This is a genomic window from Chryseobacterium sp. CBTAP 102 (assembly GCF_003201365.1).
Classification (GTDB): Bacteria; Bacteroidota; Bacteroidia; order Flavobacteriales; family Weeksellaceae; genus Chryseobacterium; species Chryseobacterium candidae.
In genome coordinates this window covers 1-26,123 of record NZ_QICX01000006.1, presented here as the reverse complement: position 1 = coordinate 26,123, position 26,123 = coordinate 1, and the positions used below count along the sequence as shown (strand labels likewise).

26 protein-coding genes and 1 tRNA gene are annotated in these 26,123 nt (G+C 35.3%); 12 read left to right on the top strand and 15 right to left on the bottom strand.

What is annotated here, in order from left to right:
- The first annotated feature begins 4 nt into the window (after positions 1 to 4).
- The 3 genes from holA to C8D70_RS09920 all read left to right on the top strand — a co-directional run bounded on the left by holA (position 5) and on the right by C8D70_RS09920 (position 2,820).
- Positions 5 to 1,042 (top strand): DNA polymerase III subunit delta, encoded by a 1,038-nt coding sequence (holA, locus tag C8D70_RS09930; protein WP_076594339.1) that lies wholly within the window; start codon positions 5 to 7, stop codon positions 1,040 to 1,042.
- Positions 1,043 to 1,270: 228 nt separating this feature from the next.
- A complete protein-coding gene (gene trxB / locus C8D70_RS09925; RefSeq protein WP_076594340.1) occupies positions 1,271 to 2,212 on the top strand; it encodes a thioredoxin-disulfide reductase in 942 nt (313 codons plus the stop codon).
- A gap of 431 nt (positions 2,213 to 2,643) precedes the next feature.
- Complete coding sequence (locus C8D70_RS09920) at positions 2,644 to 2,820, top strand: glyceraldehyde-3-phosphate dehydrogenase (protein ID WP_228408010.1); 177 nt, start codon at positions 2,644 to 2,646, stop codon at positions 2,818 to 2,820.
- 108 nt (positions 2,821 to 2,928) lie between these two features.
- Here the strand turns inward: C8D70_RS09920 and C8D70_RS09915 are convergent, their stop codons facing one another.
- Positions 2,929 to 3,300 carry a helix-turn-helix domain-containing protein gene (locus tag C8D70_RS09915; RefSeq protein WP_317047791.1) on the bottom strand — a complete coding sequence of 124 codons (372 nt, stop codon included), beginning with the start codon at positions 3,298 to 3,300 and terminating at the stop codon, positions 2,929 to 2,931.
- A gap of 156 nt (positions 3,301 to 3,456) precedes the next feature.
- On the opposite strand from C8D70_RS09915, the gene C8D70_RS09910 reads away from it, so the two are divergent.
- The 4 genes from C8D70_RS09910 (at position 3,457) to C8D70_RS09895 (ending at position 6,426) form a co-directional block, all read left to right on the top strand.
- Positions 3,457 to 4,731, top strand: a complete 1,275-nt coding sequence (locus C8D70_RS09910; RefSeq protein WP_110367200.1) for an AbiH family protein — start codon at positions 3,457 to 3,459, stop codon at positions 4,729 to 4,731.
- Between the two features lie 163 nt (positions 4,732 to 4,894).
- A tRNA-Ser gene (locus C8D70_RS09905) sits at positions 4,895 to 4,979 on the top strand.
- 323 nt (positions 4,980 to 5,302) lie between these two features.
- Positions 5,303 to 5,506 carry a bacteriocin-like protein gene (locus C8D70_RS09900; protein WP_110367199.1) on the top strand — a complete coding sequence of 68 codons (204 nt, stop codon included), beginning with the start codon at positions 5,303 to 5,305 and terminating at the stop codon, positions 5,504 to 5,506.
- 68 nt (positions 5,507 to 5,574) lie between these two features.
- The gene (locus C8D70_RS09895) at positions 5,575 to 6,426 is read left to right on the top strand and encodes a GLPGLI family protein (RefSeq protein ID WP_110367198.1); all 852 of its coding nucleotides are present in this window, start codon (positions 5,575 to 5,577) and stop codon (positions 6,424 to 6,426) included.
- A gap of 227 nt (positions 6,427 to 6,653) precedes the next feature.
- Here the strand turns inward: C8D70_RS09895 and C8D70_RS09890 are convergent, their stop codons facing one another.
- Together C8D70_RS09890 and C8D70_RS09885 are read right to left on the bottom strand one after the other, a co-directional pair.
- Positions 6,654 to 7,634: a sterol desaturase family protein gene (locus tag C8D70_RS09890; RefSeq protein WP_110367197.1), complete on the bottom strand. Its 981-nt coding sequence runs from the start codon at positions 7,632 to 7,634 to the stop codon at positions 6,654 to 6,656.
- Between the two features lie 11 nt (positions 7,635 to 7,645).
- A complete protein-coding gene (locus tag C8D70_RS09885) occupies positions 7,646 to 8,296 on the bottom strand; it encodes a lysoplasmalogenase (RefSeq protein WP_110367196.1) in 651 nt (216 codons plus the stop codon).
- A 490-nt stretch (positions 8,297 to 8,786) separates the two neighbouring features.
- On the opposite strand from C8D70_RS09885, the gene C8D70_RS09880 reads away from it, so the two are divergent.
- Positions 8,787 to 9,239, top strand: a complete 453-nt coding sequence (locus C8D70_RS09880; protein ID WP_076594531.1) for an Hsp20/alpha crystallin family protein — start codon at positions 8,787 to 8,789, stop codon at positions 9,237 to 9,239.
- 345 nt (positions 9,240 to 9,584) lie between these two features.
- Here C8D70_RS09880 and arsB read toward each other — a convergent pair whose 3' ends face one another.
- The 7 genes from arsB to C8D70_RS09845 form a co-directional block, all read right to left on the bottom strand.
- Positions 9,585 to 10,619, bottom strand: a complete 1,035-nt coding sequence (gene arsB, locus C8D70_RS09875) for an ACR3 family arsenite efflux transporter (protein WP_110367195.1) — start codon at positions 10,617 to 10,619, stop codon at positions 9,585 to 9,587.
- 2 nt (positions 10,620 to 10,621) lie between these two features.
- Positions 10,622 to 11,233, bottom strand: coding sequence for a low molecular weight phosphatase family protein (locus C8D70_RS09870; RefSeq protein WP_110367194.1), 612 nt, complete (start codon positions 11,231 to 11,233; stop codon positions 10,622 to 10,624).
- A 19-nt stretch (positions 11,234 to 11,252) separates the two neighbouring features.
- On the bottom strand, positions 11,253 to 11,726 hold the full coding sequence (locus C8D70_RS09865) for a DUF6428 family protein (RefSeq protein ID WP_110367193.1): 474 nt from the start codon (positions 11,724 to 11,726) through the stop codon (positions 11,253 to 11,255).
- A gap of 77 nt (positions 11,727 to 11,803) precedes the next feature.
- Positions 11,804 to 12,133, bottom strand: a complete 330-nt coding sequence (locus tag C8D70_RS09860; protein ID WP_076594360.1) for an ArsR/SmtB family transcription factor — start codon at positions 12,131 to 12,133, stop codon at positions 11,804 to 11,806.
- Between the two features lie 182 nt (positions 12,134 to 12,315).
- On the bottom strand, positions 12,316 to 13,257 hold the full coding sequence (locus tag C8D70_RS09855; protein ID WP_110367192.1) for a 3',5'-cyclic-nucleotide phosphodiesterase: 942 nt from the start codon (positions 13,255 to 13,257) through the stop codon (positions 12,316 to 12,318).
- Positions 13,258 to 13,383: 126 nt separating this feature from the next.
- Positions 13,384 to 14,505: an agmatine/peptidylarginine deiminase gene (locus tag C8D70_RS09850; protein WP_110367191.1), complete on the bottom strand. Its 1,122-nt coding sequence runs from the start codon at positions 14,503 to 14,505 to the stop codon at positions 13,384 to 13,386.
- Positions 14,506 to 14,574: 69 nt separating this feature from the next.
- The gene (locus C8D70_RS09845; protein ID WP_110367190.1) at positions 14,575 to 15,399 is read right to left on the bottom strand and encodes a GyrI-like domain-containing protein; all 825 of its coding nucleotides are present in this window, start codon (positions 15,397 to 15,399) and stop codon (positions 14,575 to 14,577) included.
- 166 nt (positions 15,400 to 15,565) lie between these two features.
- Here C8D70_RS09845 and C8D70_RS09840 point away from each other — a divergent pair, with 166 nt between their 5' ends.
- Both C8D70_RS09840 and C8D70_RS09835 read left to right on the top strand, forming a co-directional pair.
- Positions 15,566 to 15,814, top strand: a complete 249-nt coding sequence (locus C8D70_RS09840) for a hypothetical protein (RefSeq protein ID WP_076594363.1) — start codon at positions 15,566 to 15,568, stop codon at positions 15,812 to 15,814.
- A gap of 1 nt (position 15,815) precedes the next feature.
- Positions 15,816 to 16,223, top strand: a complete 408-nt coding sequence (locus tag C8D70_RS09835; RefSeq protein ID WP_110367189.1) for a YybH family protein — start codon at positions 15,816 to 15,818, stop codon at positions 16,221 to 16,223.
- Positions 16,224 to 16,299: 76 nt separating this feature from the next.
- On the opposite strand, the gene C8D70_RS09830 is transcribed toward C8D70_RS09835, so the two are convergent.
- From C8D70_RS09830 to C8D70_RS09815, 4 genes are all read right to left on the bottom strand, one after another.
- Positions 16,300 to 17,754, bottom strand: a complete 1,455-nt coding sequence (locus C8D70_RS09830) for a sigma 54-interacting transcriptional regulator (RefSeq protein ID WP_110367188.1) — start codon at positions 17,752 to 17,754, stop codon at positions 16,300 to 16,302.
- A gap of 62 nt (positions 17,755 to 17,816) precedes the next feature.
- Positions 17,817 to 18,956: a vWA domain-containing protein gene (locus tag C8D70_RS09825; RefSeq protein WP_076594366.1), complete on the bottom strand. Its 1,140-nt coding sequence runs from the start codon at positions 18,954 to 18,956 to the stop codon at positions 17,817 to 17,819.
- Between the two features lie 301 nt (positions 18,957 to 19,257).
- Positions 19,258 to 21,030 (bottom strand): flavin monoamine oxidase family protein, encoded by a 1,773-nt coding sequence (locus C8D70_RS09820; RefSeq protein WP_076594367.1) that lies wholly within the window; start codon positions 21,028 to 21,030, stop codon positions 19,258 to 19,260.
- Positions 21,031 to 21,043: 13 nt separating this feature from the next.
- On the bottom strand, positions 21,044 to 22,231 hold the full coding sequence (locus tag C8D70_RS09815; RefSeq protein ID WP_110367187.1) for an FAD-dependent oxidoreductase: 1,188 nt from the start codon (positions 22,229 to 22,231) through the stop codon (positions 21,044 to 21,046).
- Positions 22,232 to 22,914: 683 nt separating this feature from the next.
- Between C8D70_RS09815 and C8D70_RS09810 the strand changes: the two genes are divergently transcribed.
- Entirely contained in the window at positions 22,915 to 24,651 is a 1,737-nt protein-coding gene (locus C8D70_RS09810; protein ID WP_110367186.1) for a sensor histidine kinase, read from the top strand.
- Positions 24,629 to 25,282 (top strand): response regulator, encoded by a 654-nt coding sequence (locus C8D70_RS09805; RefSeq protein ID WP_076594370.1) that lies wholly within the window; start codon positions 24,629 to 24,631, stop codon positions 25,280 to 25,282. Before C8D70_RS09810 ends, C8D70_RS09805 begins: the two co-directional genes overlap by 23 nt.
- A gap of 661 nt (positions 25,283 to 25,943) precedes the next feature.
- Here C8D70_RS09805 and C8D70_RS09800 read toward each other — a convergent pair.
- A partial coding sequence (locus C8D70_RS09800) for a transposase (protein ID WP_146212872.1) occupies positions 25,944 to 26,123 on the bottom strand: 180 nt, incomplete at its 5' end.

The window sequence follows — 26,123 nt, the reverse complement described above, 5'->3', positions numbered from 1 at the left end:
TAAGATGAAAGAATTAGATTTAATCCTCAAAAATATTAAAAATAAAGAAGTTTTACCTATTTATTTTTTCCACGGAGAAGAAGCTTACTTCATTGATGTTGCGGTAAAAGCCCTTGAACATAACTTTTTGGAAGAAGATGAAAAAGCTTTCAACCAAACCGTTACTTACGGAAAAGATACCTCTTACCAGGAAGTTCTTTCTCTGGCAAGACAGTTTCCGATGATGGGAGATAAGCAGGTGATTATTGTGAAAGAAGCTCAGGATTTACGATTCAATGAAGAGGAAAACAGAATTCTGGAATCTTACGTAGATAACCCTGTTCCTTCTACAGTTTTGGTTTTTGCTCATAAGCACAAGAAGCTGGATAGCAGAAAAAAGGCGGCCAAAGCCCTGGATAAAGCCAAAGCCCTCTTCCTGAGTGAATCTGTAAAGGAGAGCCATCTTCCGAAATGGATTTCGGATGAATGTGCAAAGCTTAAAATCAATACAGCTCCCAATATTTCTCATCTTCTGGCAGAATATCTGGGGAATGACCTTTCAAGAATTGCCAACGAACTGAACAAACTGAAGATGATTCTTAAAGAAGGAGAAATTCTTGACGGAACAATTGTTGAAAACCATATCGGAATCAGTAAAGAATACAATATTTTTGAGCTTCAGAAGGCTTTGGGAACTAAGAACGCCAATGCTGCTTTTAAAATTGCTCATTTTATGGGTAAAAATCCGAAGAATAATCCTTTTGTCATGATGCTGGCAAGCCTTTACAATTATTTTTCAAACGTTATTATTTATCAGACGATGGCAGGACAGTCTCCGCAGACGATTGCTTCACAGATGGGAGTGAATCCTTATTTTATCAAAGACTATGCAGAAAGTGCCAGGCTTTATCCTCTGAAACATGCCACTAGAGTCATCTCTATTCTCCGTGAATTCGATATGAAAGGAAAAGGACTGGGAGCCGTAAATATGGGAGAAGCTGAGCTGATCAGAGAACTGGTGTACAAGATCATCAATGTAGACAAGATTAAAATGAAGGTGTGAGGCGAGCGATGAGCTAGCGGGATGTAAGATGCGCAATTTGAGGTATGATGGTAAGAGAAATGAAAACAGAAATGTTAAATTTATACCAACCCGAACCTCGGAACAGCTACCATCGAAATTCAACATATCAGATATTGACAAGTATCATTAAAATAACTTTAAAAAGAAATTAAAAATTCCGAAATTAGCGGTCTAATTCAAATTAAATCTTTTCGAACAAAGCAAATTATGGAGCAAAACATTTTAGATTGTGTGATCGTTGGATCTGGGCCTTCTGGTTTCACAGCTGCTATCTACGCAGCAAGAGCAGACTTAAAACCTGAATTGTTTACAGGTTTGGAGCCGGGCGGACAATTAACTACAACTACGGAAGTGGATAACTTCCCAGGGTATCCAGCCGGGATTACAGGTCCTGAAATGATGATGGATCTGCAGAAACAGGCAGAAAGATTTGATACCAAAGTTCATTACGAAATGATCACTAAAGCTGAATTCTCCAGGGAAGCAGGCGGTGTTCACAAATTATATGCAGGAAACAAAGAGATCCTTGCCAGAACAGTAATTATCTCTACAGGAGCTACTGCAAAATATTTAGGGCTTGAAGATGAGAAAAAATATGCAGGCGGTGGTGTTTCAGCTTGTGCTACGTGTGACGGTTTCTTCTACAGAGGAAAAGACGTTGTGGTAGTAGGAGCAGGAGATACAGCGGCAGAAGAAGCTACTTACCTTGCAAAACTGTGTAAGAAAGTAACATTGTTGGTGAGAAAAGATGTTTTCAGAGCTTCAAAAGCAATGGTTCACAGAGTGGAAAGTACTCCGAATATTGAAGTGAAATTTCACCATGAATTAATCGGGATTGAAGGAGAAAACAGCCTTGTAGAAAGAGCGGTAATCATCAATAACCAGACTCAGGAGAAATCTACAGTAGATGTGGAAGGGATTTTTATCGCAATCGGTCACAAACCGAATACGGATATCTTCGTTGGCCAGGTAGATCTTGATGAGAACGGATATATCGTAACTGAAAAAGGTTCTACAAGAACCAATCTTCCTGGAGTATTTGCGGCAGGAGATGTTCAGGATCATATTTACAGACAGGCTATTACAGCTGCAGGAAGCGGATGTATGGCGGCAATGGATGCAGAGAAATATTTAGCTGAATTACACTAACCTTATTCAGCTTATACAATACAAAGCGTGCCCGATGGGTGCGCTTTTTTGTTTATTTATGGATTCTTTTTTAACACAACGTATTTTATTATTAATTTTTTGTCAGGTAATCGCAAAGAAGTCAATTTTTTCTAATCCTATCTATAGTTTTTAAGGCACAAGAACATTTCGACTTCGCTCAATATGAGATTTTCAGCAAAGAGTATACGGTATCAATTTTATCAGAGATAAAATCCTGGTGCCTTAAAAGGGTCTTCATATTTCTATTTCTTGCGCCTTTGCACTTTCCAGCAGTATCCATCAAAAATTTAATCAGAATGGTGAAACAACTAACAAAACATTGACATATTTGTGAAACGGCAAAACGATCCTGAATTTGCATTCCATTAGAATTGTAAAATTCCTAAATTTGGCTTCTAATTAAAAACAAAATGGAAACAAAAATCATAAAAGTTACACATGTTACCGGAACCTACATTATTGAAGTTCCCAATGGAGCGCTTAATGATATGAAAACCCAATTGGACAAATGCCTTAACGATGAACAGGCTGCTATTGTAGTAAAGGGAGAAGATGGAGACCAGTTTGTATATCCGTCTGATTTTTAAAAAACAGCTTCATTTCTATTGTTGATCGGTAATAAGCAGCCTTTCACAGATATAAAATAAAAACGGCTTCCAACGGAAGCCACTTTTTATCCTTTATGTAGGGAGAGACTATCTCTTTTTGTATTTTGCATTTTCTGCTTTTAAAGTCTCTATCTGCTCTTTCAGAAGATTAATGTATTCCTGCTGGTTTTCTAAAAGATAATTTGGAACATTACAATTATAGATGCCAGACTGATGAAATGAACTAGTATCATTAAATGTTATGTTTTCATTTTTTTGTACAACATTCGGTTCTTTCTCTTCCTTAATATCTTCTACAGAAACCTCCAAAGCTTTGGCCAGTTTTTCCCATTCGTCATCAAATATTCTGACATCTCCACTTTCTTTTCTGCTGTAGTTGGAGACATCTGTGGCAAGAAGATCCGCAATCTGCTGTTGCGTATAGCCTTTCTGTTTTCTTAATGTTCTTAGTTTTTCCATTGTTATAGGATACCTGTGTTTTTACAAATGTAGTGAAAAAATAATACTATAGAATCAAGATAATTTCTATGTGGGATGGAATTACTAAATTTTCCTATAATTTATATTTTATAAAGAAAAGAATTATATTTGAGAGAAACCAAGAAAGAAAATTAAATGAATAGATTAATCATTGTAGGAAATGGGTTTGACCTTGCACATGGATTGCCCACATCATATTCTTCATTTTTAAATTTTATTTGGCAGGAATTCCATCAAACAACAACTAACCCATTATTTATGGAATTATTTGAAATTGACGAGATGCACTTGTCTACAAACGGACTGAGTTATCAAGACTATAAAGATTTTTGTAGTAAAATGAAATTTAATTATAGGAGTAGTAACTATATGTTTAAAGATTCTCATTATGGTTCTACAAGTTTTAACCTTTTTTATAGAAACACTTTATCTTTTGATGAAGATTATAAAAAAGTATTTTCCTTTAAGAATAAATTTTTTGAATTAATAACAGTTAGACAGGCAATTAATTGGGTAGACATTGAAAACTCTTATTACCAAGTTTTGATATCATTAATTACAGGCGAAGGAAAATATATGCATATAGGCACTGTTAAACAGCTAAACGAAGAATTCACTTCAATAAAAAATCTTTTAGAATATTATTTAACTGAAAAAATTGAAAAAAAATATCAGCTTAGTACTTCTTATTCTCATTGTGAATCTATTTTAAGTTTATTTGAATATAAGTTTAAAAATTTGAAATCACAATATAATGAGGATAATCCATTTTATTTAGAATTCCCACCCGACTACAGAAAAAAACTCGAAGATTTTGATTATTTATTTTCAGAAGGATACATCGATAAATCAAATAGCGCTTATGAAAATCTCTTTTTGGATTTCAACTATACTTCCAATGTAGAAAACTATGTTACTAATTTAAATTTTAAAAATTCAAGATTTTTTGGTGAATCTTCACATATACAAATTCATGGTCAATTAAATGATGTTATTAATCCAATTAATTTTGGTTTTGGAGATGAGATGGATGATCATTATAAGTTTTTGGAAAATACAAATGATAATGATTTTCTTGAAAACATTAAATCTTTTATGTATTTGAATAATTCTAATTATAGAAAATTATTAAACTGGATTGAAGCTGATGATTATCAAATATATATTATGGGGCATTCTTGCGGACTTTCAGATAGGACATTATTGAATACTTTATTTGAACATAATAATTGTAAATCTATAAAGATTTTTTATTATAAGGGAAAAGATGGATCAGACAATTTTAAAGAATTATCTCAAAATATATCAAGACATTTCAATAAAAAATCATTGATGAGACAAAAGGTTGTCGATAAAACACTATCATTACCTTTGCCACAAAATGTAAGGTATGATAAAAAGACTATTTAGACAGGATAATTTTTATTTATATATTATTTTCTATAAAAAATAATTCCCCTGATTCCTAGTCTATTATTAAGTTTTGTTAAAATTTGTGTGGGAAAAGTTTTGCAGAAATTAAAAATCGTTCTATATTTGCACCACTGAAAACAACGGTATAGCCGGAGTTTAGGGAGAGTTGGCAGAGTGGTCGATTGCGGCAGTCTTGAAAACTGTTGACTGTAACAGGTCCGGGGGTTCGAATCCCTCACTCTCCGCTTAGGGAGACGTTTATTTTTTTAACGTCTCCTTTTTTTGTGCCCTAAATTGCTTGATTTCCGGGCGGCAAAGGGAGGGGCTTCTTATTCATATAGGTAGCTAAACTACATATAAAAAGCTGGTACAACTTTTAAAAAGGGTCTTCACATTCTTGATAAAATCAAAGTTCTATCAATATAATTTTAAATCACATATCTGTAAATCATAATAACGCACAAGTTGGCATAAATCATTTATTGACAACTGGTTAACATGATGAAATTTTTCTCTTTAGAATGATTTATATTGTTATATTAGCTATCTAATTTAAAATATTACAAAAATGAAAAAATTAAAAAAATTATCTCGAGAAAACCTTAAAACAGTAAAAGGAGGGCAAGTTTGGTATGCAGAAACTTCTTGTGGTGTACAAGCCACTACAACTCAGGATTGGACTGCTGAACAAGCAAATGCTTGGATGGAAGCTCTTGAAAAAAACTATTGTAAGCCAGCAACACATAGTGGTCCTAGTCAAAACTTAGCTTAATTAATCTAAATTTATGCACTTATGGTAGATAACTTCCACTATAAGTGCAATTTTTAATAAAAATCCCTATGTATAAACATAAAAGGTTACTTCAACTATTCATTTTACTTTATAGTATTTTATTTTATGCTCAGCCATACAAACAAGATTCTTTGCATGGTGATTTTACTTATCAGCTAAAAGCTAAATTTGATACTCGAACTGATAATAGACATGAAGAACTGTTTTCATTGCAAATAGGAGATAATCGTTCTTTTTTCGTTAGTACTCAATCACTGAAAGGAGATTCAGTTATGGCAAATTCAAGAACATCTACAACTAATGCCGATGGAAGTGTAACTCTTAGTTTCAAAAAGGGGGTAGTGATTCCAAAAACAAATTTATCCTTTACAATAATACAATCAAATGAAAATATACAATATTTCAGATTAGTTGGAATGTCATTACTTACCTATAAAGAACCAATAATAAGGAATTGGAAACTTATTAATGAAACACAAGTAATTAACACAATTAATTGTAAAAAAGCAGAAGTTACATTTAAAGGAAGAAATTGGATTGCATGGTATTCTCCCGAAATACCTTTACCTTATGGTCCTTACAAATTTAGTGGATTGCCTGGATTAATAATTAAGATAACAGATGATAAAGGAGATTATAGTTTTGAGCTTGTAAAATCTGTATCTGATTCTAAATTAAAACGAAAGCTAGTTAATGTTAGGAAAAGTAGTTATACTGATGCAATAGAAACAACACAATCAAAACTTAAACAAGCATTAAGGAATGCAGATGCCAATGCTGCTGCTGTACTTGCAAGCTATGGAACCACAATCACAAAGGGACAGGATATGGTAAGACAAAGAGAAAAAGATAGAGAGGAAAATTTAAAGTATGAAAATCCAATAGAGCTACCAGAATAATTAAGATTAAAATCCAATCTGCTCTGTTTTTAATAACTAATTGACAATCATGTGGTTAATATGTAAAACAGTGGCTTTATGTTATTACGAAGTATTTCAAGATAAAAAATTCCCTCCAAATTGTTGAGGGAATTACTTTGTCTAACAAGTTGTAGAAGGTTTATGCCTGTTTCTGAATTAATAAAGAGTTTTTATCAGTAATTTGCACTTTTCATGCAAGACAACCATCAATTCATCTTTTCTTCTAATTCCCGCTTCAAAGTAGAAATCCGCTCATCTTTATCCTTATGATGCCAGCCCGGAGCATTGAATATATACCCCAGTTTCGCTTTCCATGTAGGTGCATTCCGGACATCCTTTATCATATTTCCAAACTCATCAAAGACGATATGAAAAACATTATAAGTATGGATGTTATGATAGATTCCGTAATCCGTCGTTTTCTTTTCTTCCGCTTTGTACGTGCCGAAAAGATGATCCCAAATCATCAAAATACCTCCATAGTTATTATCTAAATCCTCAATTTTTCGGGAATGATGCACCCGATGGTTGGATGGAGAATTGAATACTTTATCGAACCACCCTAATTTTCCAATAGCATTGGTATGCGGCCAAAACTGAAAAATCAAATTAAACTGATGCATCATAGCGATCATAATAGGATGAAAACCAATGATGATAAAAGGGATATACCAAATGTCCCGATATATGATTTCAAACCATCCCTGACGCAATGCAATAGCAAGACTCAAATGAGTAGCCGAGTGATGATTGACATGACCTGTCCAAAATAATCTGATTTTATGACTCAACCGATGATGCCAGTAAAAGCCAAAATCCTGAACAATCATAACCAATAACCAAAGCCACCAGTGATCTGCATGCCATTTTAAAGTGAAGAATTTATTGAAATCTTTGATCCCGAAAATATCAGTAAGCCTAAAATGATTGTAAATCCAAAAAAAGTAGGATAATGAAATAGCTTTCATCCCAAAGTCTAACATTACTGCCCCTATCCCCAATCCTATACTCGATACATTATCTTTGATGAGTCTTTTTGTGAATACTTTTTGAGGAATCTGATACAAAAATATCTCCCCTAATATCAACAAGATAAACACAGGAATAAAATAAGTAACAGGATCAGTAAAATCCGATGGACAGAATAGGCCAATACTATGAAAAAAACGGTTATCTTTTCTTTTCATAAGTCTTGGTTTTATCGAATAATTCTGTTCTTTTTTTCAATACCAACCACTCCCAACACCAACATCAATTGGGCTAAAACATAAGTGATCATCACAACAAGTTCTTTCCCAATACTATGCTGTACGAACATATTAATGGCCAATACGGAATCTGATATTATAAACAAAACAGCTCCCAGGATTAATAATGAAGAATACGTACTGATACTAAAATACAGCATCGTAGCAATGGTAATTCCGTAAATCACCACGGGGATCTTCATTTCGTTTAAATAAGGATATATATAGTAAATAAATGAGCCTAAATATAGAAGAACAAAGGGAAGCCAACTCCATACATTTTTCTTTTTAATCTTTAAAAAATAAATGATGTAACAAATATGAGCCAACAAAAAGCTTCCCAAACCGGGCATAAATCCCCATCCAAATAACAAAAACACATCACCCAAAAAGCTCAAAATTAATCCAGATAAAAACCATTGGTTGATCCGAAATACATTTTGTTTAGAATAAGTAAAATACAACCAGATAATAATAGGTAATAACAGTGGCTTGGTAAAAAATCTCCAAGAACTATTATCCATAGCAATAAATACTAAATCAAATCCAAAAACAATGGCAAGAAGGACTAATAACAATTTGATATTGACAGATTTCTTCATTGTATTATTTTATTACAATTTTTTAAATATCTTTTTTCTTGTTACAATATGGATATATCTCAGGTATGCACCAAGTCATTCTATATTTGACACTTAGCTCAGATTGTTAAATTACAGATAAAATTAAGATAAAATACTTTTGAATTGTAAAAATGCAATGCATTACACTTTAGTTTGTTTTATATTTTAGAAATAGACTATTATTAGAAATATTATTTAAGTTATACAGGATAGTCATATCTTTTCCAAAGTAATTTTCGAATTTTTTGGAAAATTCTTCATCCCTGAACTTTAGGATTGTATGACTACTATTAAAAGTGGTGAATATTCTAAGGATCAGGATTTTGTGTCACCAATGCTGAAAAAATGACATAAAACCGGAAAAAATTTCATACTCAATCAAATGGTATTTTTTTTGTAATTTTTTACATACAGCTGGCCAGCTGACGTGTTTTTTAATGATTGTTAAACTTAATTAAAAATGATTGCAATGAATAATCTAATAAGAAGAAACGGAAACAGCAATTTGGGCTTTTCAAATGTCTTTGATGATTTTTTTGGTCGTGAACTTTTTAACTGGGGCAATAACAATTACTCATCTACCAGTACAACCGTACCATCGGTAAATATAAAGGAGAACGGAGAGGCTTATGAAGTTCAGGTCGCAGCACCAGGCATGAATAAAAATGATTTTCAGATCAGGCTGGATGGTAACCTGCTTACTATTTCATCAGTGAAGGAAGATCGTAAAGAGACAAAAGATGAAAATTTCACAAGAAGAGAATTCAGTTACCAATCTTTCCAGAGAAGTTTTGAGCTTCCAAAAGATGTTGTGGATCAGGATAATATTAATGCAAAATATGAAAATGGGCTTTTAATGTTAACCATCCCGAAAAAGGAAGATGCGAAACAGAAACCACCAAGAATGATTGAAATATCATAGAAATAACTACAAAATTGGCTGCCAAAACAGTAGCCAATTTTTTTATAATTTTTGAAAATACAGATTAACTTAAGAGGCTGTCCGAAAAGTTTGGACAGCCTCAATTTTTGCTGATTTTATTTGTAACCCAATATAGGAGGAGTATATAAATATCCGAATCTCTGAAAGTGCTATTGACTTTTCTTAAAAAAAGGTTTCAGATTCAATTTTTTATACCATTTGAACAATGAGAAGAACAGTTCTGCTGTGAATGAAATTTAATCAGAGAGGTTACTTTGAAAATTTTTCTATTAGAATCAATGCCATAAAAACATCACAAAAAACAAACATGCTTTTTTATTAAGATTACTCATGATACCATTTCCTTTTCAATAGTACACTCGCTTTTACCAGAAGTATTAATACCGGAACTTCTACCAAAGGACCAATTACTCCTACAAATGCCTGCGGTGAATGAATTCCAAAGACCGAAATTGCAACAGCAATGGCCAGTTCAAAATTGTTTCCGGTAGCGGTAAAGGCTATAGACGCATTTTTATCATAAGGGATTTTCAATGTTTTGTTGATGATAAAACTTACAAAAAACATCAAAACAAAATAGATAACCAATGGGACAGCCACTGTAATTACATCCATTGGTAATTCCAGTATTTTAGAGCCTTTTAAGCTAAACATCAGTACGATGGTAAATAATAAAGCGTACAGTGTAACAGGAGATATCTTAGGCACAAATTTTCTGTTGTACCAGTCTGCACCTTTTGATTTTATCAGAAAATACCGTGTGAGAAAGCCTGCCAGAAAAGGAATTCCCAGATAAATCAATACGCTTTCTGTAATGTCTTTCATGGAAACATTTACATTAAAACTTGCGATACCCAGTTGATAAGGAAGTACATTGATAAACAGCCATACCAGAAAGCTATAAGTAAATACCTGAAAGATACTGTTTAAAGCAACCAGCAAAGCTGCATATTCTCTGTTACCTTTAGCGAGATCATTCCAGACAATCACCATGGCAATACATCTGGCCAGGCCGATGAGGATCAAACCTGCCATATAATCAACTTGATGTCTTAAAAACAGGATGGCAAGACCAAACATCAGAACCGGACCAATGATCCAGTTGAGCAATAAGGAAATTCCGATTACTTTTTTATCTTTAAAAACCAATGGCAGGAGAGAGTAGTCAACCTTAGCCAATGGCGGATACATCATTAAAATGAGTCCAATAGCCAGAGGAATATTAGTAGTGCCAACCGACTGTGAATTGATAAGAGTAGGAATAGACGGGAAAAAATGTCCCAAAGCAATCCCTATACCCATCGCAAGAAAAATCCATAAGGTAAGATAACGGTCAGGAAATTGTAATCTGGGCTGCATGATTATCTTTTGATTTTAGAAAAAACATAAAACATTTCTTGTGCAATTTGTAAGCTTCTTTCAGTATATATTGCTCCCTGTTCCGGTGTGTTATCTGAAATCTTAGGATCTTCAAATGTGATCGGAATTCTTTTTTCTGCACCGGGAATAAAAGGACATCCGCCATCTGCCTGCGAACAGGTCATAATTGCGGCAAAACCGGATACAGGATTGAACGGACTGTCGTATTTTTTTGAAAAAACTATCAATGGAAGGCTGTTGTCATCATATTTTATTGCAAATACTGGGTTGGCTGTAGCAGCAATGCTGAAAACCGAAAAGCCCTGTTCTGCTAAAACTTCTGCGATCTTAGGAAATAATGCTGTTGTTTCCGTTCCTCCCGAATAGCAGTGAACTTCCGGAATCGCAAAGAAAGAAGCGGCTGCCTGTGCCCATATCTGTGCCAGATGGCTTCGGCGGGAATTGTGAGTACAGATAAAGTTCAGATTGACCTCTTTGCCGTTATCTGTTTTTTGCTGAATAAAGCGGATCAATGGCTGCAGAATCTCTTTTCTAGCGGTATCTGTATTTTCCCATTTCAGAGATTGAACCGTGTTTACTAATTCTTGATACATGATATTTTAATAGAATTAATTAGCAGCATCCTGATCCCGGAGTGCAGGCTGATGTAGAGTTTACGGATAATTCAGACAGATTTTTCTTTTGTTTTTCAGCAGGAATTCCGCAGGCTTCCTGGGCAAGGCAGGCTGTTGTTTTGTTTTTCAGAACGAAATTTTTTCCGTTAAATTCAAGATCATATTTTCCAATCGTTTCTCCCTGATATTCAACTTCAATTTCCGAGTCTTCTATTCCAAGTTTTTCTTCGGAAAGCTGAATGATATGAAGTAATTTTCCCGGTTTCAGACGGTGTTCGTAATCATCCGCATTCCATAGCTGGAAGCTGACTGTTTTTTCATTTCTAATTACTCCGCCGCAATCGATAAATTTTTTTATAATCTGCCCCACTTCTGTTACATGGAAATGTTCAGGAACAAAACTTCCGTTTTCTAATTGAAATTCAACATTTTCCAGTGCAGGTAGAATTTCTTTGATTTCTGATAGTCTCATAATAGATTAAAATTGAGTGTTATAATTTTTTAATGTTATATTGCAATATTACGATGTATTTATTTAAAAAAATGCCTTTAACAGCATTGTTTTATAGTAACATCCTGATTAAAAAACAGGTTGAATTCATTCTGAAACTGTTTCCAGGTATTTTCATTAATACAGTAACAAATTGACTTTCCTTCAATTGAACCCTTAATAATTTCAATATTCTTCAGCTCTTTTAAATGCTGCGAAATGGTGGCCTGAGCCAATCCGAGTTCTTCAACGAGATCATTACAGATACATGCTTTTTGATTAATGATGTACTGTAAAATTGCGATTCTCGCCGGATGTCCCAAAACTTTAAGAAGAGAAGCCAGCTTATTTTGTTCTTCTGTATAAATTTCTGTTTTAGTAACTCCCATTGTTTTATTTTTATATTGCAATATTACGATGATAAATTAATATAACCATGAAAAAACTTGTTAATTTCAGATGTATAGAATTAAGTTATTGAATTTTAGTGCTTTAAAATCATTCTGTCATGAATGTAACGTTGAAAATAAAAAAGATGAAGCGGAAGCAGACTTCATCTTTTGGCTTGTTGTTATGGCACACTAATCTTTTTACCCTGTTCCGGGAAGATATAATTTATTTTTAAAGGATTGTTTTTCAATAATTCCTTTTTGATGAGTTCAGGATTATCACCTGTAGGTTTTCTATGGGTAACTACGACATTGAGACCTTCAAGGCTGCTTTGTCCTGTCTTTTCTTTGAGTTTGCTCAATTCCTCAATCAGCAGATTAGGAGTAAGATGTCCGAAAAGCAGATGTTCCGGCTGGCTGTTGGGAAAAGAGACTTCAATTAATATCGTATTGAGCTGTCTTTTTTTAACAAGAGGAGCTATTGTATTCCAAAGGTGATCCAGACGGTCAGATTTTTCTATACGGTCTGCACCCGTATCTCCCAGATAAAGCAGATAATGACTATCTCTTCTTACCAATGCAGCACTGCTTTTATACGGATTTACATGGCTTAGTTCATAGCCTGTGATGAAAAAAGGTGTTTTAGGTGCGGGAATTTCGGTTCCTTCCTGAAGTTCATTGTAATGGTATTTTCCAAGGATGGGTTTTTGTCCCTGATCTGCAAAATTGATCCAGGTATCTGTGATAAAATAATGATTCTGTAAAATCTGAATCACAGGAGCTATAGCAAAAATATCTTTCTTGGAATCTGCCGGAGAATTGATGATAAGGCCTGATAAATGATCCAGATGACCGTGTGATACAAAATATCCCTTTATCTGATCTTTCAGAACTGTTTCTGCTGATCCCTGAAGACTTTTCAGTTCAATTGCTTTTCGGATTCCTGCATTTACGGTACCCGCATCAAGGCAGAGAAAGGCATTGTCTTTCGGAGTGCCTACCAGATAGGATGATAAATTGTCTTCCTGCTCACCACCATATATTCCTAAGGGAATGACATCAAAATTTTGTGCCTGGCAAACAATATTCAGAAGAACCAATAAAGAAAGTGCTGTTTTTTTCATAATACGTATAATAGAAAACCATCTTTTTCGGGATGGATAAAGCAAATTTACGTTATTTTCTGAGGATTGAAGCCCTGTATCTGTAAAGCCTGCGGAAAATGAGCAGGCTTTATTTTGACTGTTATTTTACTGAGGTTGCTGCTGGGTTACACAATGAACCATTCCTCCATTGGCGAATAAGTTACGGCAATCGATTCCAACTACCTGTTTGCCAGGATACAGCTGCTGGATGATATGGTTGGCAACCGCATCATTCGGATCATTATAATTAGGAACCAGTACACGGTTATTGGCAATATAATAATTGATGTAAGAGGCACGACCTACATTTTTTCCGTAAGTAGTAATGACATCATTTCTTGTTAAAGGCACTTTTACAAACTGATAAGCCGCTCCGGTTTTTGTGGTAGCATCATACAGTTTATCAATATCTCCATTGGAAACCTGCCAGTAGGAAAGATCATCGGGAGTCATTGTAATAATGGTAGATGAATTGGCAAATCGGGCAAACCCGTCAATATGCATGTCTGTGATATCAAGGCCGGCTTTTCCGTTCAACCAGATAAATTTGGTTACTCCGAGATTTTTAGTAAATATAGCTTCTGCCTGTTGTTGGGTCATTCCAGGATTTCTGTTATTATTCAGGATAGAGCTTTTGCAGGCCATCAAAACTCCGTTTCCGTCAATTTCCACACTTCCTCCTTCATTGATCATCACTGAGTTAAGATTGATTTTTGGAATGTTTGTATCTGCTGATATTTTAGAAGGAATTGCATTACATTTGCTGTAATCTGCCTTGTTTCCCCAGCCGTTAAACCCCCAATCCTGAATAAATAACTGTCCGTTCTGATCTTTTACGTAAATAGGGCCGTTATCTCTTACCCAGAAATCATCCGTTGGATAAATTTTGAAGTTGATGTTGCTAAGAGGAACTCCTGCAGTGTTGAGCAGCCCTGTAATACGATTCTTTTCTGTATTGTTATAAGCAATAATGTGAACTTTTTCACTTTTTACAAGCTCTCTGGTCATTGCTATCCAGGTGGCATCCAGACGGTTTCTGTAGGTAGTTCCATATTGATACTGGTGTGGCCACTGAAGCCAGGTTCCTTCATGGGGAGCTGATTCTTCAGGCATTTTGTAAACAGTTGTTTCCGGATTTACCATACCCGGTATTTCTGTTAATTCCGCTGATGAGCAGGATAATAGAAGAAGAGGTAATAATGGGAACATAATTTTCTTTTTTTGCATAACTGATCTATTTTTAACAGAGCAAAATTAGATCGATTGTTTTTCTTAAAGTTGTCCCAAATTGACAACTTACTTCAAAGGTAATAAAATATAGGTCAGCTGCTTTTCCTGATCATCTTCGTTTTCAGCATGCCTTTCATACTTTTCGATGATAGGAGTGTGTGAAAACTCAAGACCTGAATTAAAAATCCAGCGGGAATAGATCTTCGTATAGGTGTCGTCTATTGTTTCGTAGCTTCCGGAATGGGTAAAGCGGGCGTATTTGCCTCCGAATATCATTTTTGAAGGAAGCTTTTTATCTCCGGATTGAACAGACGAACAAGCGTCATACCGGCAGCTGATTTCAGTTTTTATTAAAGGTTCATCGGCTATAACTCCGAAATATTCTGCTCCTGAGCCAGGGAAATCATTCTCCATGAATTTTTCCCACAGCATTTCAATTTCTTCATTGTTATAATAGGTGTTAATGCTCTGGTAATATACCTGCACAGGCTTCAGATATACAATTTCGGGTTCCAGCAGGACTTCTGAGGCAATAGGGATGATGGCATCTCCACAAAGGAGCTGTTCTTTACTTTGTCTTGCAGCTTTAGGGGAGATCCCAAAATGTTGTTTAAAGGCTTTGGAAAAGGAAGCGATATTGGCAAAACCCACTTCAATGGCAATGGAGGTGAGATTTTCCTGGGTATAAAGAATACGTTTATAGGCATTTTCTACTTTTAATCTTTGCTGGAAAGCACCTATTGTTTCTCCGCAGCTGTATTTGAAAATACGCTGGATATTCCGGTAAGAATAATGTGAAATATCTTCCAGTTCCTTTACAGAAACAGGGTGGTCATAATTCTTTTCCATGAAATTGATAACTCTGTAAATACAATTCAGGTGGTCTTCCATAAGCTTTAGTATTTTTAGAAATACAGGGGCTGAAATAAAGTACAAATAAAAGAAATAATAAAATGTCTTAGCAATATTGTATTTTAGCTTTCGGTAAAAATAAATCTGTAAAGGATCATTTTTACCATTTTAAAAACAAAATACAACCAAAAACTAGAAATAAACCATGGAAAAAGGATTTTCACAATTAACCGACCATGAATTATTAGAAAAGAAAAAAGAAATGAAATCCAATAACATTCTCAATGCTGTACTCCTGGGATTAATGGTAGGTATTTCGGTTTATAGTACCATAACTGGCGGTTTCGGATTTCTGACGGTTTTGCCATTATTTTTTGTAGGTTCTATTGTTAGCCGCCGGAATAAAAATAAGAAACAATTGGAAGAAGAATTAAACTCCAGAAATTTAAAATAACATGCAGGACTTTGACAGAAAAACAGAAACAGGTGCTGTAGCCTATTTCCGTCACTGTATAAAAAACGGAGATGCTGCAGGTGCATTAAGCTGTTTTCATCCTGATGCCGTTTATATTGACAGAGATGGGCGGGAGCTGAGAGGACTTGAGCAGATAGCATTGGCGATGCATGAAATTTGCTGTTTAAAAATGGATATTCAGGGTGAAACTCCACATATAACTGTTGTGAATGATCTTGCCATGTGGCAGGATCAATGGGAAATGACGGGAAATGCTCCTGATGGGCATCCTATTCATATGACCGGCAATACTTCCTGTATCATGAAGAGAAATGAAGAAGGAGAGTGGCTATGGCTGGTTGACAATCCTTTTGGTTCTGCAGTACTTAAAAATGATAACCTGGTATAAAAATGATCTTGTTTCTTAAAAAATAAAAAACCTTCAGATCAACTGAAGGTTTTATTTGAATATTATTTACTGGTTTTTAGTTACGTAAGAATTGCCCGATTCCCGGAGAATCAAAAGTGAATGCATTCTGATTTTCAGATTTATCAATTTTATTGCTGATGGTTAATGCCCATAATACAAGTTCTTTGCAGAAATTCTGATCTTCTTTGCTCAATTCAGAGGCATTTTCTTCCACTACATTTGTCAAAGGTTCTATTTGATCAAGTTTAGCATAGAATTCTTCATCCGTATCATTGTAGTTGAGTTCTAAATGATTTTTGTTGAACCATCTGATCAGGTCAGTGTATGGTGTTTTGATCCCTTCTTTTTCCAGTTTTGAAATACGCGGGAAGAGGCTTTCAAATTGGGTCATTACGGCTTTGTCAATTAATATTTTGGCAACATAATCTGCTCCTTCCTGTTCGCCTTCATATACCAGCTCGATCTTTCCTGTGATGGATGGAATGATCGACATAAAATCAAGCAGACGTACAGTAGTTCTTTCTGCACCGGATTCAATTAAACGTAATTTGGCTGCTGCCATTAAATTTTCCATAGCACTGATGGTAAGACGTGCACTGACACCGCTTTTCGCGTCTACATATTCGCTGATACGGGCCGCAAAAGCAACTTCTTCCAAAAGGTCTTTCGCCAGATCAGGAATCTGGATCTGTGCTTTATCTTCAGCCGAAATCAATGCTTCCTGTTCTGTAATCTTTCTGGCAAGAGCTATTGTTTTTGGATAATGGGTGAAAATCTGAGATCCGATTCTGTCTTTCAGTGGAGTTACAATACTTCCTCTGTTGGTATAATCTTCCGGATTAGCGGTAAAAACGAACTGAATATCCAGCGGCATTCTCAGCTGGAATCCACGGATCTGGATATCTCCTTCCTGTAAAATATTAAACAGGGAAACCTGAATTCTGGCCTGCAGATCCGGTAATTCATTCAAAACAAAAATAGAACGGTTCGCACGCGGAATCATTCCGTAGTGTAAAACACGTTCATCGGAATAGGGCAGTTTTAAGGTAGCTGCTTTAATAGGATCTATATCACCAATTAAGTCAGCCACATTCACATCGGGAGTAGCCAGTTTTTCGTAGAAACGGTGAGAACGGTGCACCCAGGAAATTGGGGTTTCATCACCCAGTTCAGCAATCAGATCTCTGGCAAATTTTGAAATAGGATGAAAAGGACTGTCATTAATTTCTGATCCCTTTACGATGGGTAAATATTCATCCAGCAGATTAACCATGCTTCTTGCAATTCTGGTTTTTGCCTGTCCGCGCAGTCCTAGTAAATTGATGTGGTGGCCGGCAAGAATGGCTTTTTTCAATTGGGGAACTACGGTGTCTTCATAACCCCAAAGTCCTTCAAATACAGGTTCTTTAGCTTTAATCCTGGCAATTAAATTGGCCTGGATTTCCTCATTAATCGTTTTATGAGTATAACCAGAGTCTTTTAATTCTTTAAATGTAATATCGTTTTTCATTTCTTGTAATACTTTATCGGGTAAGATTTTATTGTAATGCTTTAAAGTCTGAAATCTGACCTTTATATTCTTCTTATTCTGTTTTTTTCGTAATCTTCAAAAATCATTTGTCCTAAACCAGATAGTCCGGTGAGGAATGCTTTTCCTTTGTTCTGGGCTGTAAATTCTTCCACAAACTGACGGAGGTAAGGATCCTGTGCAATCATAAATGTCGTGATCGGAATTTTCAGTTTTCTTGCCTGTGCTGCTCTGTTGAAACATTGGTTAACAATTTTTTCATCCAAGCCGAAACTGTTCATATAAAACTCACCGCTGGGTAGCTGAATACAGCTTGGTTTTCCATCGGTGATCATAAAAATCTGTTTGTTGGTATTTCTTTTTCTGCGAAGGATATCCATGGCCAGCTCAAGTCCGGCTACCGTATTGGTGTGATAAGGGCCTACTTTCAGATAGGGAAGATCTTTAATCTTAATGGGCCATGCCTCATTTCCAAAAACAATGATATCAATGGAATCTTTCGGATATTTTCTTTTAATCAATTCCACGAGTGCCATCGCTACTTTTTTGGCTGGAGTAATCCGGTCTTCACCATATAAAATCATAGAGTGGCTGATGTCGATCATTAGAACAGTACTCATTTGAGCCTTATGTTTTGTCTCTTCTACGATGAGGTCTTCTTCTGTAAGGCGCAGATCTGAAATTCCGTTGTTGATCTGTGCATTTTTCAGGCTTTCCGTCATATTCACGGCAGCAAGGTCGTCTCCATACTGGAAGGAACGGTTTTCGCCATCACGCTCATCTCCAATTCCTGTTTTGTTGGTACGGTGATTTCCCGCTCCGTTTTTCTTCAGTTTTCCGAAAATCTGATCCAGCGCATATTCACGAAGGGCAGCTTCCAGTTTAGGCGTTAATATATTTTTCCCTTTTCCACTTCCCGTATTGCCTTCTTCAGGATCTTTTTCTTTGATATAACCACGTTTTTTCAGGTCTTCTTCAAAATCCTGAAGGGTATATTCATCACTGAAAATATCATATTCCTGGTCAAGCATATCCAGCCAATCGAAGGCTTCTTCAATATCTCCGGAGGTGTGGGTGAGCAAATCTTTAAAAACATCAAAGACCCGGTCAAAATGTGATAATTCTTCCGGCACATGTTTACTGAATATAAATCCTTTTCCGGGATTAAAATTTTTATCTGTCATAAGATGATAAAGAGATTTTGCAGTTATTGGGTTTTGAATATTTCAGATAATATGATAATATAATGAATTGTCTGAAGTATTCTTTAATTCGTTTCAAACCGAAAAGTTAGGAAAATATCATCTCAAGATTCCCTTAGAAAAATAGAAAATACTAATGATTGTGATATGGAATAAGAATATAATGCTTATCAGATTGTACAGATTATAAATCAAAAAACTCTCATATCCCTAAATGTGATAAAGCTCCGAAATACTCCGGAGCTTTATCTATACACATCATCTTATCATTATGTATTCTAGATTACCATCCTAAATAATATTCAGGATCTAACCAGTATGGCCAGTCTAATTTAAAATGGGTCTGAAGCATTTTTTCCGCTTCACAGAAAGCACCTTCCACCCAGCCCTGCTGATCAGAATAGGCTTCCCCAATAATATGAATCTGTTCATCCACCAATGGTTTTCTCATATAAGGCATCACATCTTTTACGGAGAAACCTGCTTTCCAGGCATGATATCCTGCGCCGTAGGGATCATCTGTCCAGTCTCTGAAATAGGTTACATAAGGTTCCGGAATATCTATACCATGCAGTTCTCTAAGCTGGTTCATCAATTCATTCACCATTAATTCTGTAGCCTGAACATCGTCAAACTTATGCAATTCTTCCAATGATGCAGATCTTGCAGCTCTTACTTTAAACAGAACTTTATCATCAGATAGGGCTTTCCAGAATGTTTCTGTTTCCATATCACCGTAACTTCCCAATAACATTGAATTTTTGGTTTCAGTATCAGTACCGAAATAATAGCACTGTCTCATCGGTAAATCTGTAATTGAATGCCCGGAATCAATTCCCAGTTCTCTCCACCATGGGCGTTCAAAGCCCATAAGGATTTTAAAGGCAGGCTCCATGATGATAGAACGGATGTTTTTGTTCAGTTTCTGATGCCTGTTAGCGTCAAAGAAGAAATTATTCTGATCCAGAAGTTCAAGTGATTTTCTTGGCATACCCAATACGATTGAATTAGCGTACACTTTCCATGTTTCGTTGCTTTGTATATTCAGGAAGGTTAATTCGTATTTATGAGTAGCGGTCAAATGATGATCTTTGGTAAAAGTAATCAGTTTGTTTTCAGACCAGATGCGTGCTCCTTCATACTCCATATACGTGTTGGCTACTGCATAGGCAATGCTGTCGTAACCTTCCTCAATGGTTTTGTAAGTTGTGTCTGCAGAAAAGTCTCCTACCATATAAGGAAATGCTTCGGCAGAGTTCCAGTTGATTGTGTTAGAGTAGTATCCTCCGGCATTTGCTAAGAATTCGTAGCCTTCCTGGGAGACCTGATCTTTGATTAAGTTCCAGAAACCGATATCATTTACCAGACGTTTGTCATAGGGAGAACCCGGGAAATTGTAAACCATTCTTGGTTTTATTGCATCCCAGTCGCGGCTGGTCAGTTTGAAAGTAAAATCATAGCCATTAGGATCTGCAATAATCAGGTCTTTATAGGTGGCAGCTACCCATGGATCAGCCATTAGAACATTATAGATAATTTTATTGAATAACTGATCGGAGCTGAATCCTTCATCATTTTCATTGAGATAATAGCGTGTAATCAGTTTGTTATCATGTTTCTGTTCTTCTGTCCATGCATTCTGTTTGAAACGTTCTTTCCGGATGTACATCAGAAGCTTTTCAGGTTCTCCCATATGAAACGGGATAGGGGTCATTTTATCTTTCAGAACAGGCGTTCTTTTGCTCAGATCTGCTTCTTTCAACGGGTAACCTTCTATGAGTGTTGTTACAATTTCCTGAGAGGTGAGATAGCGCATTCCCCCAAGTTCTCCCCAGAAATTCATTCCCGGCATAATTACAGATTCCAGTCTTCCGCCTAATCTGTCGCTCATGTCGAAGATCTGTACTTCGTGACCTTTATACTTATTGTCTGTTACCAAACGAAAAGCAGTGTATAGTCCGGAAGTTCCGGCACCTATAATGGCTACTTCTATCTTCAGATCAGGCTGCATGCCCGGATAGAGCGGTGTATTTTTATTGACGTTTTCTTGATTCATGATGTTATAATTTTTAAAGTGCTAAGAAATATTTATATCCTAATCGGAATGGAGTAATATCAAAATCAGTATGTCCGTCTAATGCAAGATCCGACATAATTTTTCCTAAGAAAGGGGTGAATTTGGCAGCCCATCCTGTAGCATACACCACAATGTTTTTATGGTTGGGCACATAAGACGGGGCAAAATCAATCAGCAGTTCTTTATTGGGAATTGTACTTAAAGCGATAAGGCATGTTGAAGTATATTCAGGAATGATGCTTAGCCCGGTCATATGATTTTCAATCCATTGGGAAGTGTAGACCAGTTCCTGGGGATTGGGAATTAATGTTCTGTCGCTTGGCTCATCCAAAGGTTTGATCACAAAATCAGGTGCTACACGGATGTATTCCGGATGATCCCATTCCACGGAAGGAAAGCCGTAGAACTGATTGCCATTGTCTCCCGTTGCATTCTGAAATACAAACCACGTTGGATACTGTATAGAAGGATCTGTTTTTTTAAAATAAGCAGAAGACATATTCCAGTAAGTGGCTTCTATTTTAAAATCAAGCAAGTTGATCACACTGTTGATATAAGGTCCGGGAATGATGGCCAGTTTTTTAGCGATATAAATTCCATTGGGAGTGGTTAGCTCAAAAAGATCACCGTTTTGTTTAATCTCAAGTACTGGAGAATCTTCTCTGAGTTCTACGGTTTCTTCTTTCTGGCAAAGGTCTAAAAGTGTTTCAATAGTCGCCTTAAAATTGATGCTGGCACCATCCGGCTGAAAGAGTCCGGTGTAATTATCGGGCAGGTTTTTGAAATGATACTGCTCTTCGATTTCTTTTGAAGTTAAAGTAGTATAAGGAACTCCTAAAGCTTTTAAAGCTTTTTCTGCTTCAGCAATATTCCCTTCGGTGGAATGAACTTCAGGGTCACCAAACCACAGTGTTCCTACTTTATCAAGCAGCTGGGTATCTGTTTTTTTCTGCAGCTCGTCCCAATAAGGCTGTGCATCCAGAGCCATTTGTACCATATATTCATCAGGATAAGGAATACGGAACTGGCGTGATACTCCTGCAGAACTTCCCAGCTGATTGACAAAGGTATATTGTTCCAGTACTAAAGTCTTAGCCTGACGCTGGCCAAGATGATAAGCTGTAGCAAGTCCTATTGCTCCTCCGCCAATGACGATTACGTCGTAGTTTTCTGTAATCATAGGTTATTTGTTTTAATTTTTATAATTGTATTGGAGGAAACCCCAAAGTAAAGACATCAATATGGAGGAATGTACCATCATTAATGATCTTCACTATTTTCGGAATTTTGTCCACTACAATAGTTTAAGTGTAAAGATGAATCTTTCGGTACAGGTTAATATTCTGGTTTTCCATTGAATATTGTTACTATTAATAAGCATTTCAAATTAACAAAGAAGAGAGTATAAGTTCTTAGAGTGTAAACAACCAATTATTGCATTGGGTAGAAATACGGAATAATAGAAAATCCATACACAGAAGGCTGTTTCAATAATCATTAAGAGTATAAAGAATAAATGATCTATGGATTTTCCCGGTCATTTTTTAACTTAATATGTATTATTTGGAATAAAATATGCAGGAAAAGAATATTTTACTGAGCCTCAACTTTTGCAATTGCTCTAAAAAAAAAGATTTACATAAATAAAACTGAATGGTTACAAGGCTTTTTAATAGTAAAAAAAAATAAATTCTATGGGTTTAATCAAATATTCATTATTATAAGAAGACAAAAATTACTTTAACTTTGTCAATTGAATGATATATGATTATTATGAAATTATTGAAAATAATGGTATATTGTTAAAAGCTAATATCTAATGGACTTACGTCATCAGGAAATTAATTTAACTGATAAACAAATATGAAAAATAAATTCTTAAATTTTAAATTGAGAAAACTTGTTCATTACTCATTGATCCTTTGTATCTTACTGATACAGATCATTATTGCCATATTTTTCTACAATGAATTTGTCAACGGAAAGAAGCTGAAATTTATTAAAGATCAGCTTGAGGAAAGCCGTGCATTGGGAGGCTTAACTGATAATTCCAGGAAAGATTTCATGGATGCACAGAATCATCTTCAAAAATATATGGCCACTCAGGATAAGAATGATTTACAGCTCTATTTCAAGTCGTTGAGAAAACTTAAGACTAATTTTGATAAAATTGGTGAATACGAAAATACAAGTCCCAGATTGAAAAAAAATCTGGCCCTCCGTAGCCAGGATACTTTAAAAGCTGCGAAACTGAAGACATTAATAGATTCAGTGTACCAGACTTCTCTGAATCCACCAACAAAAATTGAGGATAAGCAATATGAGCCGGCTAAGTATAAAAATGATTTTGAAGATTTCAAGATTCAAACCCGTACTTATGCAGATACTGTAAAAAAGAAAGGCTTTTTCGGACGTTTAAAAGATGCCGTAACAGGAAAAGTAGATGTTCAGAAGGAGAGTACTGTGATCACAATGACTAATAATAAAACCATAGATCTTTCTCAGGTAAAATCCAAAATGGACAATACGATAAAATCTATAGACAAACATTATGCTGCCGAAGTAAAGAAGGTTCAGCTGCTTGCAGCCATTAGTCAGAAGAATAATTTACAGTTTTACAGCAATTTCAGTAAGCTGTTGGTGTATAGTAATAACTTAATAGAAGTGTATGAAAATGCCATCAGGGATTTTAAATCTGAATTGGAAAGAGAGTATAATGAACAGAGCTCCAATAATAACAGGATAAGGACTTATCTGGTATTGGGACTGATGATTCTGATGTTTATTGTTTCTATCCTGATCATGTATTTTACAAGAATGGCATTTGTCTACGAACAAAAACTGGATACTGCCAATAAAGAAATTAAGAAGAACCTTAATTTCAAGAACAGGATTCTGGGAATGTTAAGCCATGACTTGAGATCCCCTTTGAAAATCATCAATATTTTCATAGATAAAATCCACAGAACTACTGAAGATGAAACGATAAAGGATTATCTTAAATCAATTAAGTTTACCAACAGCACTTTGCTTCTCCAATCTAACCAGATTCTGGAATATACCAAAAATGAAAATGCTGAAAAAGAGCTTATACAGTCCGTTTTCAATCTTAAAGATGAAATCAGTTCTATTGTCAAAGTGATTACTCCGTATCTGGAAACGAGAAACAACAGATTTATGGTCACTGACAGAATTCCTGATCATTTAGTAGTATATTCGGATAATATCAGAATCAATCAGATTTTTATGAATATTCTGGGAAATGCCAATAAGTTCACAGAAAACGGGCAGATTGATCTTGTAATGGCTACAGAGCCTCTTGGAGAAAATAAAATTTCCCTGATTACAACAGTAGGAGATACCGGAGTAGGAATATCAGAATCTGATCTTGGTAAAATTTTTGACCCCTATTATCAGGGTATGGTGTCTGATGAAGTTGATAATCTGGGAGCAGGACTTGGACTTAATCTGGTAAAAGAAATTGTAGAACTTTTCGATGGTGATATATCCGTTGAAAGTAAATTACATAAAGGAACCAAAGTGACATTCAGGATCAATTTAAATCTTAATAATAATAATGGAAACACCAGTTCAAAATAAAGAGATTATATTCCTTCTGGCAGACGATCACAGCATTGTACGCCAGGGAATGGAGATTGTTATCAGTGATATTGTTCCTAATGCTAAAGTGTATCAGACTTCATCTTTACATCAGGTATTGGAACTTATAGAATCAAAAGGAATCGAGATGGCTGTCATTGATGCCCATTTCCCGGACGGAAACAGTCTTCATATTTTACCACAGATGAAAAGGGTAAATCCTGATCTTAAAATTTTGATTTTTACAGGACTTGAAGAAGAGCTGCATGGCCTTAAATTCGTCAAAGCCGGTGCTGATGGTTACCTGAGTAAGCTGTGTGAAGAGGAAGAAGTAAGAGAAGCAATTACAACCTTTATTGAAAAGGGTGAATATTTTTCTACTCTTTTACGAAACCTATTGATACAGCTTGTTTCCAACCCTGATCTGATAAGTCCGCTCAACAGTTTAACCAAAAGAGAACTGCAGATTGCAGAACTGTATGCTGAAGGATATGGAAATCTTGAAATTTCAAACAGCCTGAATATCAAACAGAACACAGTAAGCACCATCAAAAAAAATATCTTTGAAAAACTCAAGATTGAAAATATGGTTGAGCTTGTTGACCTTGTCAAAACCCATCATAAACTTTAATGTTTTAAGGTAATCACCACTTCAGAGAATCAGAATATTATATTTCATCGATAAATATCTATAAACTGATCGATATGTATCGATGGGGTTTATAGAAGATTTTATTTGGGAATGTTGTTCCTTTGTACTGTGAAATTTAAGTAATAAAAAAGCAACTGAGAAATGCTTTTAAACCTCTGAAGTTTCATACACAAAAACAACAAATGATCATAACTATACAAATAATAAATGGTAGTTATAGAAACACAAATGATGAAAAAAATTAAATAAACACAGATGAAATTAAAGAAGTGTAAGAATAACCTTAAACGGCCTTCTTAAAAAAGCCAAATGATCAGAAAAAAACACAAACACATATAGTGAGGTTCAGTTGATAGGTTACATTACAAACACAAAAAGGAGGCATAATGCTTCCTTTTTGTGTTTTTGGATGAGAATAAAAGATGTCGGGGAGAAAAAGATTTAGCGGTACTGATCCGGAATGCTTCTTTTTATCAGTATTACCACACAGTTGTAAGCAAAACCATTGAGTTCCTCGCACAGTAAGATTGACTTTAAAAAAATTGGAATAAAACTTCGCTGCTGGCCAGTAAGGTTTTATTTTTATGATAAAGTTGTTTAACTTTACAAAGCTTAGGGGATCAAGCGCAAAATTTGGGGGCTAGGCAAAAAGTTTAGCTAATCTGAATAAGAAGAATGCTTTGTCTTTTACACCTCTGAGCTGCATTCTGAAGTTTTTTATTTTCGCATTGAAGGATTCAGCAGCAGCATTGGTGCTTCTTTGATGAAAATAGTTTAAAATATCCCTGTAATGATTCATTATTGTTTTTCTTAAGGTAGA